This is a genomic window from Streptomyces sp. NPDC127084 (assembly GCF_042724175.1).
In the GTDB taxonomy this organism is placed as follows: domain Bacteria; phylum Actinomycetota; class Actinomycetes; order Streptomycetales; family Streptomycetaceae; genus Streptomyces.
Genome location: NZ_JBHXFA010000007.1, coordinates 43,994 through 61,582, shown reverse-complemented (window position 1 = coordinate 61,582; position 17,589 = coordinate 43,994). Strand labels below are relative to the sequence as shown.

General features: G+C 70.2%; 15 protein-coding genes. 10 read left to right on the top strand and 5 right to left on the bottom strand.

The window, feature by feature from the left end:
• From acs to ACFWI9_RS03400, 3 genes are all read right to left on the bottom strand, one after another.
• Window positions 1-1,745: acetate--CoA ligase (gene acs, locus ACFWI9_RS03410; protein ID WP_387158782.1), on the bottom strand; the 1,745-nt coding region annotated here is incomplete at its 3' end.
• 230 nt (window positions 1,746-1,975) lie between these two features.
• The gene (locus ACFWI9_RS03405; RefSeq protein ID WP_387158780.1) at window positions 1,976-4,396 is read right to left on the bottom strand and encodes a bifunctional SulP family inorganic anion transporter/carbonic anhydrase; all 2,421 of its coding nucleotides are present in this window, start codon (window positions 4,394-4,396) and stop codon (window positions 1,976-1,978) included.
• A gap of 369 nt (window positions 4,397-4,765) precedes the next feature.
• Complete coding sequence (locus ACFWI9_RS03400) at window positions 4,766-5,761, bottom strand: ATP-binding protein (RefSeq protein WP_387158778.1); 996 nt, start codon at window positions 5,759-5,761, stop codon at window positions 4,766-4,768.
• A gap of 102 nt (window positions 5,762-5,863) precedes the next feature.
• Between ACFWI9_RS03400 and ACFWI9_RS03395 the strand changes: the two genes are divergently transcribed.
• Window positions 5,864-6,688: an oxidoreductase gene (locus ACFWI9_RS03395; protein WP_387158777.1), complete on the top strand. Its 825-nt coding sequence runs from the start codon at window positions 5,864-5,866 to the stop codon at window positions 6,686-6,688.
• Between the two features lie 396 nt (window positions 6,689-7,084).
• Here the strand turns inward: ACFWI9_RS03395 and ACFWI9_RS03390 are convergent, their stop codons facing one another.
• Window positions 7,085-7,939: an HAD family hydrolase gene (locus ACFWI9_RS03390; RefSeq protein WP_387158775.1), complete on the bottom strand. Its 855-nt coding sequence runs from the start codon at window positions 7,937-7,939 to the stop codon at window positions 7,085-7,087.
• A 768-nt stretch (window positions 7,940-8,707) separates the two neighbouring features.
• On the opposite strand from ACFWI9_RS03390, the gene ssd reads away from it, so the two are divergent.
• The 7 genes from ssd to ACFWI9_RS03355 all read left to right on the top strand — a co-directional run bounded on the left by ssd (window position 8,708) and on the right by ACFWI9_RS03355 (window position 13,584).
• Window positions 8,708-9,757: a septum site-determining protein Ssd gene (ssd, locus tag ACFWI9_RS03385; protein ID WP_387158832.1), complete on the top strand. Its 1,050-nt coding sequence runs from the start codon at window positions 8,708-8,710 to the stop codon at window positions 9,755-9,757.
• Entirely contained in the window at window positions 9,754-10,899 is a 1,146-nt protein-coding gene (locus ACFWI9_RS03380) for a TadA family conjugal transfer-associated ATPase (protein WP_387158773.1), read from the top strand. The genes ssd and ACFWI9_RS03380 overlap by 4 nt, the downstream gene beginning before the upstream one ends.
• Window positions 10,896-11,744 carry a type II secretion system F family protein gene (locus ACFWI9_RS03375; protein ID WP_387158771.1) on the top strand — a complete coding sequence of 283 codons (849 nt, stop codon included), beginning with the start codon at window positions 10,896-10,898 and terminating at the stop codon, window positions 11,742-11,744. The genes ACFWI9_RS03380 and ACFWI9_RS03375 overlap by 4 nt, the downstream gene beginning before the upstream one ends.
• A 32-nt stretch (window positions 11,745-11,776) precedes the next feature.
• On the top strand, window positions 11,777-12,538 hold the full coding sequence (locus tag ACFWI9_RS03370) for a type II secretion system F family protein (protein WP_387158769.1): 762 nt from the start codon (window positions 11,777-11,779) through the stop codon (window positions 12,536-12,538).
• 104 nt (window positions 12,539-12,642) lie between these two features.
• Complete coding sequence (locus tag ACFWI9_RS03365; protein WP_387158831.1) at window positions 12,643-12,879, top strand: DUF4244 domain-containing protein; 237 nt, start codon at window positions 12,643-12,645, stop codon at window positions 12,877-12,879.
• Entirely contained in the window at window positions 12,866-13,255 is a 390-nt protein-coding gene (locus ACFWI9_RS03360; RefSeq protein WP_387158768.1) for a TadE family type IV pilus minor pilin, read from the top strand. The genes ACFWI9_RS03365 and ACFWI9_RS03360 overlap by 14 nt, the downstream gene beginning before the upstream one ends.
• Window positions 13,252-13,584 (top strand): Rv3654c family TadE-like protein, encoded by a 333-nt coding sequence (locus tag ACFWI9_RS03355; protein ID WP_387158766.1) that lies wholly within the window; start codon window positions 13,252-13,254, stop codon window positions 13,582-13,584. Before ACFWI9_RS03360 ends, ACFWI9_RS03355 begins: the two co-directional genes overlap by 4 nt.
• Before the next feature lie 217 nt (window positions 13,585-13,801).
• On the opposite strand, the gene ACFWI9_RS03350 is transcribed toward ACFWI9_RS03355, so the two are convergent.
• Complete coding sequence (locus ACFWI9_RS03350) at window positions 13,802-16,297, bottom strand: DEAD/DEAH box helicase (RefSeq protein WP_387158764.1); 2,496 nt, start codon at window positions 16,295-16,297, stop codon at window positions 13,802-13,804.
• Window positions 16,298-16,375: 78 nt separating this feature from the next.
• Here ACFWI9_RS03350 and ACFWI9_RS03345 point away from each other — a divergent pair, with 78 nt between their 5' ends.
• Window positions 16,376-16,729, top strand: coding sequence for an STAS domain-containing protein (locus ACFWI9_RS03345; protein WP_003967428.1), 354 nt, complete (start codon window positions 16,376-16,378; stop codon window positions 16,727-16,729).
• Window positions 16,730-16,983: 254 nt separating this feature from the next.
• Window positions 16,984-17,448, top strand: coding sequence for an ATP-binding protein (locus ACFWI9_RS03340; protein ID WP_387158763.1), 465 nt, complete (start codon window positions 16,984-16,986; stop codon window positions 17,446-17,448).
• Window positions 17,449-17,589 lie beyond the last annotated feature (141 nt).

Below are 17,589 nucleotides of genomic sequence, written 5' to 3'. Positions count from 1 at the left end.
TTTATAAGCGACTGGGTGCGGCCCGCGTCCCCCGGCGCGGTGCCCGGCTGTATCACAACGGCGCGGGTGGCGTGGCCGGGGGTGTCGTCGGCGGCGCCCACGACCGCGGCTTCGGCGACCTTGGGATGGGACACCAGGGCGGATTCGACCTCGGTGGTCGAGATGTTGTGCCCGGAGACGAGCATGACGTCATCCACACGGCCGAGCAGCCAGATATCGCCGTCCTCGTCCTTCTTGGCGCCGTCGCCGGCGAAGTACTGGCCTTGGAAGCGGGACCAGTAGGTGTCGATGAAGCGCTGGTCATCGCCCCAGATGGTGCGGAGCATGGAGGGCCAGGGCTCGGTCAGGGTGAGGTAGCCGCCGTGGCCGTCGGCGACCTCCCGGCCGTTGTCGTCGACGACTGTCGCGCTGATGCCGGGCAGGGGGCGCTGGGCGCTGCCGGGCTTGGTGTGGGTGACTCCGGGGAGGGGCGAGATCATCATGGCCCCGGTCTCGGTCTGCCACCAGGTGTCGACAATGGGGGTGGCGCCGGCACCGATGTGCTCGCGGTACCAGATCCAGGCCTCGGGGTTGATGGGTTCGCCGACCGAGCCGAGGACACGCAGGCTGGACAGGTCGAACTTGGCGGGGATGTCGTCGCCCCACTTCATGAAGGTGCGGATCGCGGTGGGCGCGGTGTAGAGGATGGTGACCCCGTACTTCTGGACGATCTCCCAGAAGCGGCCCTTGTGGGGGGTGTCGGGGGTGCCCTCGTAGATGACCTGGGTGGCACCGTTCGCCAGGGGGCCGTAGACGATGTAGGAGTGCCCGGTGACCCAGCCGATGTCGGCCGTGCACCAGTAGACGTCGCGGTCCGGCTTGAGGTCGAAGACGGCGTGGTGCGTGTACGCGGCCTGGGTGAGGTAGCCGCCGCTGGTGTGCAGGATGCCCTTGGGCTTTCCGGTGGTGCCGGAGGTGTAGAGGATGAACAGCGGGTGCTCGGCGCCGAACGCCTCGGGCTCATGCGTGGCGGACTGGCGCTCGACGGCGTCGTGCCACCACAGGTCACGGCCCTCGGTGAAGGCGGTGTCCTGGCCGGTGCGGCGGATGACCAGCACGTGCTCGACCTGCGGGCAGGACGCCAGCGCCTGGTCGATGGCCGGCTTGAGCGCGCTGGGCTTGCCCCGGCGATAACCGCCGTCGGCGGTGATGACGAGCTTGGCGTCGGCATCCTGGATACGGGAGGCCACCGCATCGGAGGAGAAGCCGCCGAAGACCACCGAGTGCGCGGCGCCGATCCGGGCGCAGGCCAGCATCGCGACAATGGCTTCGGGAATCATCGGCAGATAGATCGCGACCCGGTCCCCGGCGCTCACGCCCAGTTCGGTCAGCGCGTTCGCCGCCTTGGACACCTGGTCCTTGAGCTCGGCATAGGTCACCGCGCGGCTGTCACCGGGCTCGCCCTCGAAGTGGATCGCGACCCGCTCGCCGAGACCTGCCTCGACATGCCGGTCCACGCAGTTGTACGCCACGTTCAGCGTGCCGTCCGCGAACCACTTCGCGAACGGCGGGTTCGACCAGTCCAGCACCTCTGTCGGCGCCTTGGCCCAACTCAGGCGCTGCGCCTGCTCGGCCCAGAACCCCAGCCGGTCCGCCGCGGCCCGCTCATACGCCTCGGCCGTCACATTGGCGTCCCGCGCCAGATCGGCCGGCGGTGCGAAACGCCGCTCTTCCTTCAGCAGGTTGGCCAGGCTCTCGTTGCTCACGACTTCTCCCTTTCCCAGGGCGTCCTATATGCCTATGTGTCCCAGGCCATAGCTCATCAGCCAGATGCCCGGGAGACAAGGGCCCTCGGGGAAATGGTGTAGACCTATGGTCTTGAGGTGGCTCCCGTCTGTAGATCCGTACATCCGCACGTCAGGACGGGACGACCTCCCTTCTCCGGTGGATGGAAAAGAGAGGCCACACGTTCCCACGGACGTCGTGCCCTGGAAGTTCAGGCGTGTACCCGCTCCGGAGTCGCAGGCTCGCAGGCCACGCGATCGAAGACCTCCTCGGTGGGGTCGCCGCGGTCCTCGCCGTCTGCCAGCAGATACGCCTGGGCCTCACCCACATGGAAGTACATCCCATGCAGTTGGAGCGTGCCGTCGGCCAGTCCGCGTGCCACGGAATCGTGGGCTCGCAGATGCTCCAACTGCTGGACGACATTGGTCAGACAGAGCTGCTCAACCGGATCGCCCGGAAGGCTCCCGGCGATCCGGGCCCAGGTGTGCTGAGGCGACTTCATACGCGCCAGGCTGGGCTGTCCATGCCGCAGCCAGCGCCGCAGCGGAGTCGCCTGGTCCCCGCCCTCCGGCATACCCTTCAGCAGTGCCTGCATCGCGCCGCAGCCGGAGTGACCGCAGACCGTGATCGAATCCACCTTCAGCACGTCCACCGCATACTCGATCGCCGCGGCGACCGAGTCGTCCCCGCCCTCTTCACCGGGTTTGGGCACCAGATTTCCCACGTTCCGCACGGTGAACAGATCACCCGGGCCACTGGCGGTGATCATGCTGGTGACGAGCCGGGAGTCAGCACAGGTCAGGAACAGCTGTGAAGGCCGCTGCCCTTCGCGCGCCAACCTCGCCAGCTCCTCACGCACCAGCGGGGCCGTATTGCGCTGGAAGGAACTCAGTCCGCTGGCCAGTTGATGCTGAGCATGCTCGGTACGCCGTTCGGGTGAGACGGAGGAAGCCGCTGCTGGATGCTCCCCGCAGTGGTGGTTCCGCCAGGGGGTCCACGGCCGGCAGCAGGCATGCGATTCCGGGGCGGGCTCGGCGATCCGTCCTCCCGTACGGCCGGTGAACTCGACGGTTCCACCATGCGCTTCGTGGGTCGTCTGCCAGTCGTGCAGGGCTTCGTAAGCCGCGTGATCCATAAACGAACCGTCCAGTTCCACAACAGCGTCGGCCCCATGTGGCATCTTGCCGAGCACGCGGCTCAGCCTCGGCACGGCCAGAAACGTCAACTGCCCGTGCACCCGCACCCGGTGGTGGCCGTCCCGCTGCTCCATGCCGATCCGGACCCTTGTCAGCCGGTACAGCGCGAGAGCCACCGCCACGGCGATACCGACGGCCACGCCCTCCAGGACGCCAGTGAGTACGACAGCGGCCATCGTGGCTACGTACACCGGCAGTTCGCGGTTCCGCCGCACATTGCGCATATGGGTGATGTTGACCATCTGGACACCGACGACCATGACCAGGGCGGCGAGCGCGGCCAGCGGGATCAGATCGAGTGCGGGTACCAGCAGCAGCGCGGCGACCGCGATCCAGACGCCGTGGAGCATGGCCGAGTGGCGGCTGACGGCACCCGTCGAGACATTGGCGGTGCTGCGCACGGCGACACCCGTGATGGGAAGCCCCCCGAGCGCGCCGGACACGACGTTCGCCGCGCCCTGTCCGCGAAGTTCCCGGTCGAGGTCGGCGCGCGGGACGCGGATGGCGGGCTTCTTGCGGGCCGCGGCGAGCCTGTCGATGGCGACGGCGGACAGGAGCGACTCGACGCTACCGACCAGGGTGATGGTCAGGACGGCGGCGATCAGCCCGAGCACCGGGCCTTCCGGCAGCCCGGGCAGGGCGTGACTGCTCCATGACGGCAGGTCGACGCGGGGCAGACTGATCCCGGCGGCAGCGGCCAGGGCCGTCGCGGCGACGACCGATGCCAGTGCCGCGGGCACCTTCCGCACCCAACGCCCTATCGTGCCCGGGAAGCGGGGCCAGGTGAGCAGCACGGTGATGGTGAGCAGGCTCACCGACAGCGCGGCCGGATGGAGGTCAGCCAGCTGGCCCGGTAGGGCGAGCAGGTTGTCGACGGCGGAGCTCTGCGGGGTGCCCCCGAGCACGATGTGCAGCTGGGCCATCGCGATGGTGACACCGATTCCGGCAAGCATGCCGTGCACGATCGCCGGGCTGACGGCCAGCGCGGACCTGGCCACGCGCAGGGCTGACAGGGCGAGTTGGCTGAGACCGGCGAGCACGGTGATCGCACACGTCGTGCGCCATCCGTAGCGCTGGATGAGGTCGGCCGTGATCACGGTGAGCCCTGCGGCGGGGCCGCTGACCTGGAGCGGTGCCCCGCCGAAGAGGCCCGCGACGATGCCGCCGACCGCAGCCGCCACGAGGCCCGCCTGGAGCGGCGCCCCGGTGGCGAGTGCGATACCGAGCGAGAGCGGCAGGGCGATCAGGAAGACGCTGATCGAGGAGGAGACGTCGGCGCCGGCGATCCGGAAGCCGCTGCCAGGTCCCCGGTCGCCCTGGTCGCCGCGTCGTCGGCGCCCGTCCGGTGGTCCGGGGGGACTGTGTGGGTGGTGGCCGCTGGGGCTGATGTTGCTGTTGTCTTCGTCGTGCGTACGAGAGGGAAAGCAAGCGGACATGGTCCCGTCTCCTCCGGTGCGGCGCGGTCGCGGTGTGTGTGGCGCGGCCGTGGGTCACGGCGTGTCAGCGGCGGGATGTTCGGATGTGCACGGATACGGAGCCTCGGCCACGCCCGCCGAATCGGGGCGCAATCTCAACTCTGAGTAAATGAATCGTAATGCAGGGTAAAGAGAAAGGCATGACCTTCCGGGCAAATGGGGCATCAGTTCACTCGGCTGGGTGAGGAACTGGCGAGTCCGCCTTTTCGGATCCCGTGGATCTCCCTCACGGTCCGCCGCATCCGCACCCGCGCCCATCGCGGCTGGGGAGCCTGCCCGGTCCGTACGGGGCGGGGTGCGGGATGCGGAGCCCGTGAAGAGACGGCCGCGTTAGGCGGGCTGGGGAGCGCCGACTCCTGCGGCCGGCTCCCCGATGGCGAACGAGGGATCCACCTGCGCCGCCAGATCGGTGCCGGTCTTCGCGTTGCCCCAGCTCTCGGCGTTCTTCAGATGGAAGTGCACCATCTGCCGGGTGTAGCGCTCCCAGTCGCGGCTCCCGTACGACCTGTCCGCCGCGTCCTGCAGTACTCCCAGCGCCTGGCGGCTCTGCTGCTCCAGTCGGCCGAAGTGGAGGGGGCGGCCCTTCTCCATCGCGCGCACCCAGTCCGATTGCCCAACCGTGACCAGGAGGTCCTCTCCCGCCTCCGCGCGCAGGAAGTCCACGTCGTCCGGACACTGCACCTTGTTGCCGACCACCTTGAGGGCGACCCCGAAGTCCCGTGCGTACTCCTTGTACTGCCGATAGACCGAGACGCCCTTGCGGGTGGGCTCGGCCACGAGGAACGTCATGTCGAAGCGGGTGAACAGCCCGGACGCGAAGGAGTCCGACCCCGCCGTCATGTCGACCACCACGTATTCGTCCGGGCCGTCGACGAGATGGTTGAGGCACAGCTCCACGGCCCCGACCTTGGAGTGGTAGCAGGCCACTCCAAGGTCGGACTCGGTGAACGGGCCCGTCACCATCAGCCGGATCTCACCGCCGTCCAGCCGCACGGCGCGGGCGCAGGCCTCGTAGACGGGATTCTCCTCGCGCACCCGCAGCAGCCGCGACCCCTCGCCCGGGGGGGTGGTCTTGATCATGGTGTCGGCCGAGGCGATCCGCGGGTTGGTCCCGCGCAGATGGTCCTTGATCAGCGGTAGGTGCGCACCCATCGCCGGCAGTGCCGCCGCCTCGTCCTCGTCCAGTCCGAGCGCACCGCCGAGGTGCTGGTTGATGTCGGCGTCCATCGCGATGACATGGGCCCGCTGCGCGGCGAGGTGGCGAAGGAAAAGTGAGGACAGGGTGGTCTTGCCACTGCCGCCCTTCCCTACGAAAGCGATCTTCATGTTCACCTAGGGTATGCGCTCGACTGCTCTCGGTGCCGGTTATGCGTGAAGAAGACCACTCCAATGTGGGGCCGGCCGTCGTTGCGCGTAGCCTCCCTACTTATGAGTACGAACGCCCCTGACCCCTTGGCCGCCCTCGGCACCCTGCCCGGAGTCGGGGATACCGTCGATTCCGTACGCAAGGCTGTCGATCGCGTCTACGGCCATCGGGTCATGCGGCGCCGCAGCAACGAGGTCGCATCCGAGGCGGCGCTGCGCGGAGCCCGCGGTTCGGCGGCGCTCGCGGGGGCCGACTGGGCGCTGGAGGAGGTTCGGCGGCGTAGCGACTTCGGCGCCGAGGACGAGGCCCGTACCGTCGGAGCCGCTCTCAGGCTGACTGCCGAGTCCGGCCAGCTGCTCTCCATCTGGCGGCAGTCCCCGCTCCGAGTCCTGGCCCGGCTGCATCTGGTGGCCGCGGGCGGAGCCGCGCAGGATGAAGTGGTCGGCCGTCCGCGGATCGAGGACGAGAAGGCCGACGAGCCGCTCATTGCGGCTCCGCTGCCGGATGCCGATGAAGTGGCGGCCAGGCTGGACGGGCTCTCGGAGCTGGTGATCGCGGGCAGTTCGGCCCCGGCGCTGGTGATGGCGGCCGTGGTGCACGGCGAGCTCCTCGCGCTGCGCCCGTTCACCTCGTACAACGGACTGGTCGCCAGGGCGGCCGAACGCATCGTCCTCGTGGGCAGCGGTCTCGACCCCAAGTCGATCTGCCCCGCCGAGGTCGGTCACGCCGAACTCGGGCGTGCCGGCTACGCAGCCGCCTTTGACGGCTACCTGTCAGGGACCCCGGAGGGTATGGCCGCCTGGATCGCGCACTGCGGACGGGCCGTGGAGCTCGGGGTGCGGGAGTCGACGGCGGTCTGCGAGGCGCTGCAACGAGGCGCGGCCTAGCAGGACCTGGTAGAAACCCGCCGCAGCCCCCGCCGTGTCGGCGAAGCTGACGCCGACCGGGTCGCCACGAAGCGCGCCTCGCCGCGAGGGAGCTGCGCTCAAAGGGTTGCGGCGGTACCGGAATTGGTACCGCCGCTGGCATGTCCGCTCAGTTACCAAGCGTCCTCGATATGTTGCCCATCAGGTCGGAAACTTTGTCCGTCACCTGGTGCGGCTGGCCCGTAATCGACGGGTCGACGTCGCGTGGGTGCTGATCGTCCATGCTTCGGTCCGTGGGGCCTTTGCTGCGTAGAAGGTGATCCTCTCGGATGTCCCAGGTCTCGCGGGCCGTTGAGTCCTTTCTACTCCTGCGGCCCGGCAAGCGGAACCCCTCGCTGCACTTCTTTACTTTTAGGTTCAAATACGGGCATCGGGACCGCTGCGCCGTCGACTGGCGTACCAGACCAGCCCCGCGGTGGCTGCCGCCGCGCCGACCGCCGCCGCGGCGAGCAGGGCGGGTCGCGGCGGCATGGTGAAGCGCGGCAACCGCTGCTTCAGCCGTACCGGGCGGTTGAACACGAGTACGGGCCAGCCGCGTGACGCCGCCTCGCGGCGCAGCGCGCGGTCCGGATTGACCGCGTAGGCATGGCCGACCGATTCCAGCATGGGGACATCGGTGGCGGAATCGCTGTACGCGTAGCAGCGTGACAGGTCGTATCCCTCGGATTCGGCGAGCTCCCGGACCGCTTCGGCCTTGGTCGGGCCGTAGGCGTAGTACTCGATCTCCCCGGTGTAGCAGCCGTCATCGCCGACGACCATACGGGTCGCCACCACGCGGTCCGCCCCGAGCAACTCGCCGATCGGCTCGACCACCTCGGCCCCGGAGGTGGAGACGATCACGACGTCTCGTCCCGCGGCGTGGTGTTCCTCGATAAGGGAGGCAGCCTCGTCGTAGATGATCGGGTCGATCAGATCATGGAGCGTCTCGGCGACGAGCTCCTTGACTTGGCGCACGTTCCAGCCTTTGCAGAGCGCCGAGAGGTACTGGCGCATCCGCTCCATCTGATCGTGGTCGGCACCGCCTGCGAGGAACACGAACTGCGTGTAGGCGGTGCGCAGTACGGCGCGTCGGTTGATCAGTCCTCCTTGGTAGAAGGACTTGCTGAAGGTCAGCGTCGATGACTTCGCAATGACCGTCTTGTCCAGGTCAAAGAACGCTGCTGCGCGCGGCAAGGAGTGGTTTTCCACGAAGCGAGCATATGCGCCCACCATTCGGCGTAAGGTGGGGCGTGTGGGTTTGCCTGAGAAGGCTCTCGGGTACACCATGGAAGTCACGGATCGTTCGCGACCGTGCTAACCCGGTCCGACTCCTCCCCCCCCGAGTCGGCCGTGGGGACGACCCCCGCTCTCCCCCCCGGCGGGGGTCGTCGCATGTCCGGACGCGTTTTCGCCCCCCTCACCCGATCGTTCCGGCTTTCTCGACGCTCTCGGAGCCCTGAGGCGCCAGAGGGACGCGGCCTCCGTTTTCGTCACGGTGTGTAGTCGTGATGCTGCGCTCTGGAAGTCATACCGGAAAGTCACCGGTATGGGTGAGTGAGATATTCACAAGTGGTGAGTTGTCCACAGTTTTCGAGCAAGATCCACACGATTTTCCGGAGCGCTGCATGGTGATTCCGGCCACGAAGTCCACAGGCCGAAGGAATCACTGACGCGGGCCGCTGCGCCGGCCCCTGGCATCCGCCGCGATGTGCGGTGAGAGTCGGAGAAATCATGGTGGGTTCGCTCACATCCGCTGCCTTCAGCACCTCGGATGCTGCTCCCGATACGTCCACGGCTACACCCGCGACGCCTCTGTCCTCTCTGTCTTCTGCTGTGTCTCGTCCGTCTGGCGCTGCCGTATGGTCCGGTCCGCCTCACAAACCCGGCGCGTCCGGCGCTTCCGCTTTCCGTCCCCGCCCGCCCGATGAGCCACCCCGCGCGTCGTGGGCGTCCGACCCGCCCAGCCCGCGCCATGACACGGGCGAGTGGAGTGAAGGCCCGCTGATCGTCACCAAGGATCCGGAGTTGCTCGACGATCTCCTGCGCCTGTGCGCCGCGGCCGGTGTCGAGCCTCGGGTCCACCACACGGTGCCCGAAGGGCGGGGGAAGGGCGGCTGGGACAGCGCCCCGCTCGTGCTGGTCGGCGACGACGCGGCGGCCCGCTGCCGGGAAGCGACCCGCAGAAGCGGGGTGCTGCTGGTGGGGCACGACCGGGAGGATCCTGACGTCTGGCGGGCGGCCGTCCAGATCGGCGCCGACTGCGTGCTGCGGCTGCCTGACGGTGAGAGCTGGCTTGTCGACCGGATCGCGGATGTCGCCGAAGGTATCGGCCGGCCCGCGTTGACCATCGGGGTGATCGGAGGCAGCGGAGGCGCCGGGGCGTCCACGCTCGCCGGAGCGCTCGCCGTGACGGCGGCCCGCCAGGGGCAGCGGACCATGCTTGTCGATGGTGATCCCCTGGGCGGTGGCCTCGACGTGCTGCTCGGTGGAGAGCACACCGAGGGCAGACGCTGGCCCGATTTCGCCGCGTCGAAGGGCCGGGTGGCCGGGGGAGCGCTGGAGGAGTCCCTTCCCGCGGTGCACGGACTCCGGGTCCTCAGCTGGGATCGCGGTGACATGTTCGCCGTGCCGCGGGAGGCAATGCGCGCGGTACTGGCGGCGGCTCGCCGCCGGGGCGGAGTGGTGGTCGTGGACCTGCCGCGCCGGTTCGACGAAAGCGTCGCGGAGGCCCTGGCGCAGCTCGACGCCGGTTTGCTGCTGGTGCCAGGGGAGCTTCGGGCGGTCGCCGCGGCTCGTCGTGTGGCATCTGCGGTGGGCATGGTGCTCTCCGATCTGCGGGTCGTGGTGCGCGGGCCGTACGCGGCCGGGCTGGACGAGCGGTGGGTGGCCGAAGCCCTCGGCCTGCCGCTGGTGGGCGAATTGCCGTGGGACACCGGCCTGAACGCGGATCTGGACGGTGGAGTCCCGCCAGGAGCCGGAGCGCGAGGGCCGTTGGCCCGGTTCTGCACGGCGTTCTGGGAGCGGGCACTGGCAGGAGGTGGTGTCCGATGACCGCGGCATTGCTCGAAGCAGTACGTCAGCGGCTGGCCGAGAGCGGTGCCGAGCCGACACCGGCGAGAGTGGCGGCGGCCCTCCGGGCGCAGGGAAGGCTCCTCGGTGACAGGGAAGTCCTCGGCGCGGCCGAGGAACTGAGATGTGAGCTGGTGGGAACCGGGCCACTGGAGTCGCTGCTCGCCGACCCCGCCGTGACGGACGTGCTGGTGTCCGCCCCGGACCGGGTCTGGGTGGACCGCGGCGGCGGGCTTGAGCTCACCGGCGTCAGCTTCAGCGACGCGGCGGCCGTGCGCAGACTGGCGCAGCGGCTCGCGGCGGTGGCGGGGCGGCGATTGGACGACGCCCGCCCCTGGGTGGACGCCAGGCTGCCCGACGGAACACGGATGCACGCGGTGCTGCCCCCGGTGTCGGTGGGTGTCACCTGCCTGTCGTTGCGCGTGGTGCGCCCAAGGGCCTTCTCCCTGGGCGAGCTCACTGCGGCGGGCACGATCCCACCAGGCGGAGAGCGGCTGCTCAAGGCCCTGGTCGAGGCGCGTATCTCCTATGTGATCAGTGGTGGCACCGGCACAGGCAAGACGACGCTGCTGAGCACGATGCTCGGTCTGGTCGGGGAGCGCGAGCGGATCGTACTGGCCGAGGACTCCGCCGAGTTGCGGCCCGACCATCCCCATGTCGTCCGTTTGGAGTCCCGTCCGCCCAACCAGGAGGGAGCGGGCGAGGTCACCCTGCGCGACCTGGTGCGGCAGGCCCTGCGAATGCGGCCGGACCGGCTGGTCGTCGGCGAGGTGCGGGGCGCCGAAGTCATGGACCTGCTGGCGGCGTTGAACACAGGACATGACGGCAGCGGCACCGTCCACGCCAATACGGCCGCCGACGTCCCGGCCCGGCTCGAGGCACTGGGCACCGCAGCGGGTCTGGACCGGGCCGCCCTGCACAGCCAGTTGGCCGCGGCCCTGTCGGTGGTGCTCCATCTTGTGCGAGGCCGGGACGGGTGTCGCCGGATCGCCGAGGTGCATGTGCTTGAGCGGGACGCCGCAGGGCTCGCGGTGACTGTTCCCGCGCTGCGCTGGGGTGCGGCGGGTTTCACGCGGGAGCGTGGCTGGGAGCGGCTGTGGGCGCTGGTCGGGGGTGCGTGGTGACGGCCGCGGTGATGTGCGCCACCGTCTGCGCCGGTGCGGCGGCCTGGCTGGCGGCCATCGGAGACCCGGCTGCCGGGAGAGCCCTGCCGACGCCCGCCGCCGGGGGTGCCGCCCTACTCGCGCCTGGCTGGGCCGGGGAGTTGCGATGGTGGATGGCGCGACGGTTCCGGCGGGAGTGGCTCTGCCTGCCCACAGCGGTGCTGCTGGCGCTGCTGGGCGACTCGCCGTTGCCGCTGCTCGTGGGAGCCCTCGCGGTGCCCGTGGTGGGGCGGTGGTTGCGCACCGCCGAGAGCCGGAGGGCGAAGGAACGCAGGACCGACGCGGTCATCGCGTTGTGCGGCGGGCTCGCCGGTGAGCTCAGAGCCGGGTACCAGCCCGGGCAGGCGCTGCTGACCGTAGCCCGGGCCACGGGTGCGCTGGCTGAGGCGGAGGCCGCCGTGTTGGCCGCCGCGCGTTTCGGCGGTGATGTGGCCGCGCAGCTGCGCCGGGCATCACAGCAGCCGGGCGCGGGTGGGCTCGCCGGGCTCGCAGCGTGCTGGCGGGTGTCGGTGGACGGCGGAGCGGGACTGGCCGCCGGAGTCGACCGTCTGGAGTCGGCACTTCGTGGGGAGCGGGAGCAACAGGACGGGCTGCGTGCTCAGTTGGCCGGCGCGTGGTCGACGGTCGTGGTCTTGGCGCTGCTTCCGGTGGTGGGGCTGGTGCTGGGTTCGGCTCTGGGGGCGGCTCCGCTGAGGGTGCTGCTGCACACACCTGCCGGGATGAGCTGTCTGCTGGTGGGCGGGCTGCTGGAGGCGGCGGGGCTGAGCTGGGCGGTGCGCATCGTCCGGGCCGGGGCGCGGTCGTGAACGGCGGGTTCGTCCACAGCTTGGGGATACCGGTGCCGGAAGTCCGCGCGCTGACGGCGGGGGCTGTGGTCTGGTCGGTTCTGGTACTGGCCTGGTGGCGGCGTGAGCACCGACTGCGTCGGCGGTTCGACGCTCTCGTGCCGGCACCGGCGTCCGCGCCGTCTGAGCGGTGTGAGGGACCGGTCCGGTACGGGGCGTGGACGCGGCATTGGGCTCCGGCCGCGAGCGTGGTGGCCATCGGCTGTGCTCTGGCCGGTCCCGTGCTCGGGTTGCTGCTGGGCGCCGCAGGGGCCTATGGGTTGCGGCGATGGCAGCACGGCCGGGCGCGGGACAAGGCCGTCGCGCAGGACCACGCGGTGGCGCAACTCCCGCTTGCCGCAGATCTCCTGACAGCCTGCCTCTCCGCGGGCGCGGGGCCGCGAGAGGCGGCGGAAGCCGTCGGGGAGTCCCTGGGCGGGCCGGTGGGCGAGCGGCTCGCGCTGACCGCCGCCGAGCTGCGTCTGGGTGGTGAACCGACCCGGGCATGGGGACGGTTCGGGGAGATACCGGGTGCGGCCGGGCTGGCCCGGTGTCTTGAACGCGCCGGCTCATCGGGGGCCCCGGCCGCCGAACCCGTCTCGCGTCTGGCCGCAGGCCTCAGGGCTGAGCGAGCCAGAGCCGCGGCGGCGCGGGCCCAGCGCGCCCAAGTCCTGATCACGGCCCCCGTGGGGCTCTGCTTTCTGCCCGCGTTCCTGGCGATCGGGGTGGCCCCGGTGGTGATCGGCCTTGCGGGCGGGCTTCTCAGCGGTCGCTGAGCGACGTGCTGACCAGAGAGGCCAGTGCGATCGCTGCGACGGATACGAACACGCGAAATCGAACCGCAACCAAACGATGGAGCAAGGGGATTGGCATGGCTGTCATGGCATGGACGAAGGTGTTGGCGAACGGCACGGCCCGGGCACTGGTCGGCATGTGGGCACGGCGACGCGGCACTCGGCGGCCCTGGGCCGACGCGGGAATGACCACGTCGGAGTACGCGATGGGCACGATCGCCGCGTGCGCTTTCGCCGCGGTGCTCTACAAGATCGTGACGAGCGGGGCGGTCTCCGGGGCACTCGAATCGGTCATCGGGAGGGCGCTCGATGCGCAATTCTGAGGCCGCCGGTGTCAGGGCGCGGTGGGCGCTGTCCCCGGACCGGGGAGCCGTGACGGCGGAGGCGGCGGTGGCCATTTCGGTGCTGGTGACGTTCGCCATGTCCCTCGTATGGGGCCTGATGACGGTGGCAGCACAGATCCAGTGTGTGGACGCCGCCAGGGCGGGAGCCCGGGCGGCGGCGAGATCGGAACCACGGGAGGCGGTACTGGCGGCCGCCCGGTCGGCCGCCCCGCCTGGAGCCGAAGTCCTCATCGGGCGGGAGGGAGACCTCTGGCGGGTGCGGGTGAAGGCCCCCGCGCCCGGACCGGGATCCCTGGCGCTCGACCTGGACGCACAGGCCGTCGCGCTCGCCGAGGACAGTGTGAGCACGCCATGAGACCGGGGAATGACCGGGGCTCGGCGACCGTGTGGGCTGCCATGGCGGCCTGTGCGATGTGCATGGTCCTTGCTGCGGTGCTGGTGCTCGGGCGGGCGGTCATCGCCCGCCACCGGGCCGGCGCGGCGGCGGATCTCGCGGCCCTCGCCGCAGCGGACCGTGCCCTCGAAGGCATACGGCTGGCCTGCGCCGCCGCAGCTCGGGTGGCGGCTGCCCAGGGCACGCTCCTGGTCCGGTGCGCGGTGGAAACGGAGATCGCCGATGTGACGGTGCATGCCGGACACGCCCCCTACACCTCGGAGGTCAGATCCCGCGCGGGTCCTCCGTGACACGCGCGGGGCCGGGCCACCCACCTGGCTGGACGGCGCCCGCGGGCATCGGACACTGCCCCGCAGGGGCCGGCCGTACCCACCGCCGACCGCATCACCGGGGCGGGGCTTCGCCTTCCTGCGCTTCGGCGTGGAGCAAGGCGTCTGAACAGCGGCTACGGGGGCCGGACACACCCGCCAGGGGCGGACCAGCGTCTTTGTGAAGCCCTCAGCGGGCTCAGGAACGCTCCGCGTCGCCCCCCTGGCCCATTGGGGCCACACCGGCCGGGGCGTCCCTGAGAAGGACCGTCAGAAGCCGTACGGCAGCTCGTTTGTGCAGCGGCTCGTTGCCGTTGCCGCATTTGGGGGACTGGATGCAGGAGGGACAGCCCGCCTCGCACTCGCACGAGGCGATGGCTTCACGAGTCGCGGTCAGCCACTCACGGGCGGTGTGGAAGGCCCGCTCGGCGAAGCCCGCGCCGCCCGGGTGGCCGTCGTAGACGAAGACCGTCGGCAGCAGCGTGTCGGGGTGCAACGGGACGGAGACCCCGCCGATGTCCCAGCGGTCGCAGGTGGCGAAGAGCGGGAGGAGGCCGATGGAGGCGTGCTCGGCGGCGTGCAGCGCGCCGCCCAGCTGCTCGGGGTTCACCCGTGCGGCATCCAGCTGGTCCTCGGTGACCGTCCACCACACCGCTCTCGTACGCAGGGTGCGCGGTGGCAGATCGAGCTTGGTCTCGCCGAGTACTTCACCGGTGATCAGCTTGCGGCGGAGGAAGGAGACGACCTGGTTGGTGACTTCGACGGAGCCGTAGCACAGCCGCCCGGGGCCCCACGGGATCTCGGTGTCCGTATCCAGGATGGAGATGGAGGTGGTGTCACGCGCGGTGGTGGAGTAAGGCGGGTCGGCCTCTTCGACGAGGGCGGCCGAGTCGTCCAGGTCCAGCCGCTTGACGAGGTAGGTACGGCCCTGATGGAGGTGGACGGCTCCCTCGTGGACAGCGGTGTGCGAGGCGGACTCGTCCACCGTGCCGAGCAGTCGGCCGGTCGTGGCCTCCACGATCTGCACCGGTCGCCCGCCCTCACCCCGGATGTCGGTGAGGTCGGCGGCGCGCTCACGGCGGGTCCAGTACCAGCCCGAGGTGCGCCTGCGTAGCAGCCCGGAGCTCTCCAACTGGGGGAGCAGCCCGGCCGCCGCGGGGCCGAACAGGGTGAGGTCGTCCAGCGTCAGCGGCAGCTCCGCGGCGGCGGCGCACAGGTGCGGGGCGAGGACATACGGATTGTCGGGGTCGAGGACGGTGGTCTCGACCGGTTGCCGGAACAGTGCTTCCGGGTGGTGGACGAGGAAGGTGTCGAGCGGGTCGTCGCGGGCGACCAGCACGGCGAGGGCGCCCTGCCCCGAGCGGCCCGCCCGGCCTGCCTGCTGCCAGAGCGAGGCCCGGGTGCCGGGGTAGCCGGCGATCACGACCGCGTCGAGCCCCGACACGTCCACGCCCAGCTCCAGGGCCGTGGTCGCCGCGAGACCGAGCAGCTCGCCCGAGTGCAGGGCGCGCTCCAGGGCACGGCGCTCCTCCGGCAGATAGCCGCCCCGGTAGGCGGCGACCCTCCGGACGAGTGAGCGATCCACCTCCGCCAGGCGCTCCTGGGCGATGACGGAGATCAGTTCGGCTCCGCGCCGGGACCGTACGAACGCGACCGTACGTACGCCTTGGACCGTCAGATCGGTGAGCAGGTCGGCGGTCTCGGCGGTGGCTGTGCGGCGGACCGGGGCGCCCTTCTCACCGCGCAGGTCGGTGAGCGGGGGCTCCCAGAGAGCGAAGACGAGCTCACCGCGCGGTGAGGCGTCGTCGGACACCTCGGTGACCGGCAGACCGGTCAGGCGGCGGGCGGCGACGGCCGGTTCCGCCGCGGTGGCGGAGGCGAGGAGGAACACGGGGTCCGAGCCGTACCTGGCGCATGTCCGCCGCAGCCGCCGCAGTACCTGGGCCACATGGGAGCCGAAGACACCGCGGTAGGTGTGGCACTCGTCGATGACCACATAGCGCAGCGAGCGCAGGAAGGAGGACCAGCGGGGATGCGAGGGGAGGATCCCGCGATGGAGCATGTCCGGGTTGGTGAGCACGTAGTTCGCGTACTGGCGGACCCATTCGCGTTCTTCGACAGGGGTGTCCCCGTCGTACACGGCCGGTCGCACCCGGTTGCCGAGCGGGGCGGCGAGTTCCCGCACCGCCCGCCGCTGGTCGGCGGCCAGGGCCTTGGTCGGGGCGAGGTAGAGGGCCGTGGTGCCGCGCCCGTTGGGGGCCTCGGCGCCGTCGAGCAGGGTGCTGAGCACCGGGGCGAGATAGGCCAGGGACTTGCCGGACGCGGTACCGGTGGCGATCACGACCGACTCGCCGTCCAGCGCGTGCTCGGCGGCCGTCGCCTGGTGGGCCCAAGGGTGTTCGATACCTGCCTGCTCGATGGCGGCGATCACTTCCGCACGGATGCGATGGGGCCAGACCGCATGACGGCCCGTTCTGGGGGGCAAGTGCTCCGTATGAGTGATGCGCGCAGCCCGGCCCGCCCCCGTGGTGAGCCGGTCGAGGACCGTGCCGGGGGAGAGGCGGCGGGTCTCCCCGCTCTCGGCGGGTCGTCTGGAACGGTGATTCTTGGCCATCGGCACCGAGTGTGTCACCGGCGTGACGGACAATGGTCCCAAGGCGTCGTGCATGGCTGCTGGTAAGTGATTGAATGCCATCGCGGCTGGCGATACGCCCCCTGGCTCCGTCGGGGAGACCCGAGGGCGACCGCTCGATAGCAAGGTGCTGGAGGATCCGTGGACCTGTCCCTGTCGACTCGCAATGTGTCCGGCCCTGGTGGCGACCGTACGGTCGTCGAGGTCGGTGGCGAGATTGATGTGTATACCGCGCCCAAGCTGCGCGAGCAGTTGGTCGAGTTGGTGAACGACGGCAGCTACCACCTGGTTGTCGACATGGAGGGCGTGGACTTCCTCGACTCGACCGGCCTCGGCGTTCTGGTGGGCGGTCTCAAGCGTGTGCGTGCGCACGAAGGCTCTCTGCGCCTGGTCTGCAACCAGGAGCGCATTCTCAAGATCTTCCGGATCACTGGTCTGACCAAGGTGTTCCCCATCCACACGACGGTCGATGAGGCCGTCGCCGCGACCGACTGACGCGGCCGGAAGACACGGAGACCTCCGGGCCGTCCCAAGGCCCGGAGGCTTCAGGGGAGCTTCGGCGACCCTCCGGGAGGTCTTGAGCAGCCCTGAGCCGCCGATGACTCCCGAAGCTTCCCGGTATTCCGCGGGGATCACCGGGGAATACCGGGATCCCGCAGTCGGGCCTTGGGCCCGGGCACGAACGCCCCGGCCCGTGAGAGGCACGCCGGGAAGCCAGCTCGCCCGTTCGTACGCCCAAGGGGGACCGCATGGCCACCGTCGAACTGCGCTTCAGCGCTCAGCCCGAGCACGTCAGGACGGCCCGTCTGGTCGCCGCTGCCGTGGCACGCCGGGCCGGCGTCGACGAGACTGTGCTGGACGAGGTCAGGCTCGCCGTCGGCGAGGCGTGCAGCCGTGCCGTGGGACTCCACCGCGTCAACGGCCTCACCGCCCCTGTACGGGTGCTGCTGACCGAGGAGGAGAAGGCCTTTTCGATCGAGGTCGCCGACGAGGTGCCCGTCGCTGGTGCGGACGGCGCCGGGGGCGAGGCCGAGGCCGGTGCGGGTTCAGGTCCGGCTCCGGGAGCCGAGGACGGCTCGGACGCCGGCGGCGAGGACCAGATGGGCCTCGCAGTGATCAGCGGGCTTGTCGACGACGTCGAGGTGACGTCCGGCACCGACGGCGGTGTCATCAGGATGAGCTGGCCGATCAATCCGGCCAGGGTCACGACATGATCCTTGGCCTTCAGCTCGCGCCCCTCCTGCTCCAGTGGCCCCAATAGACCCCCGGCGTGCATATGCCGCGGCATATGACCTTTCATCTGACTGACCCTGCTGAGCAGGGTCTTTTTAATTTATCTAGATCATTGATCAAGC

Bases quoted from the DNA above. Each gene is read 5' to 3' on its own strand.
- ACFWI9_RS03340 (WP_387158763.1), top strand. From the start codon at position 16,984: ATGGCCACCGTCGAACTGCGCTTCAGCGCTCAGCCCGAGCACGTCAGG.
- ACFWI9_RS03405 (WP_387158780.1), bottom strand. From the start codon at position 4,396: ATGTCCGCTTGCTTTCCCTCTCGTACGCACGACGAAGACAACAGCAAC.
- ACFWI9_RS03355 (WP_387158766.1), top strand. From the start codon at position 13,252: ATGAGACCGGGGAATGACCGGGGCTCGGCGACCGTGTGGGCTGCCATG.
- ACFWI9_RS03350 (WP_387158764.1), bottom strand. From the start codon at position 16,297: ATGGCATTCAATCACTTACCAGCAGCCATGCACGACGCCTTGGGACCA.
- ACFWI9_RS03390 (WP_387158775.1), bottom strand. From the start codon at position 7,939: ATGGTGGGCGCATATGCTCGCTTCGTGGAAAACCACTCCTTGCCGCGC.
- ACFWI9_RS03395 (WP_387158777.1), top strand. From the start codon at position 5,864: ATGAGTACGAACGCCCCTGACCCCTTGGCCGCCCTCGGCACCCTGCCC.
- ACFWI9_RS03380 (WP_387158773.1), top strand. From the start codon at position 9,754: ATGACCGCGGCATTGCTCGAAGCAGTACGTCAGCGGCTGGCCGAGAGC.
- ACFWI9_RS03360 (WP_387158768.1), top strand. From the start codon at position 12,866: ATGCGCAATTCTGAGGCCGCCGGTGTCAGGGCGCGGTGGGCGCTGTCC.
- ACFWI9_RS03400 (WP_387158778.1), bottom strand. From the start codon at position 5,761: ATGAAGATCGCTTTCGTAGGGAAGGGCGGCAGTGGCAAGACCACCCTG.
- ACFWI9_RS03365 (WP_387158831.1), top strand. From the start codon at position 12,643: ATGGCATGGACGAAGGTGTTGGCGAACGGCACGGCCCGGGCACTGGTC.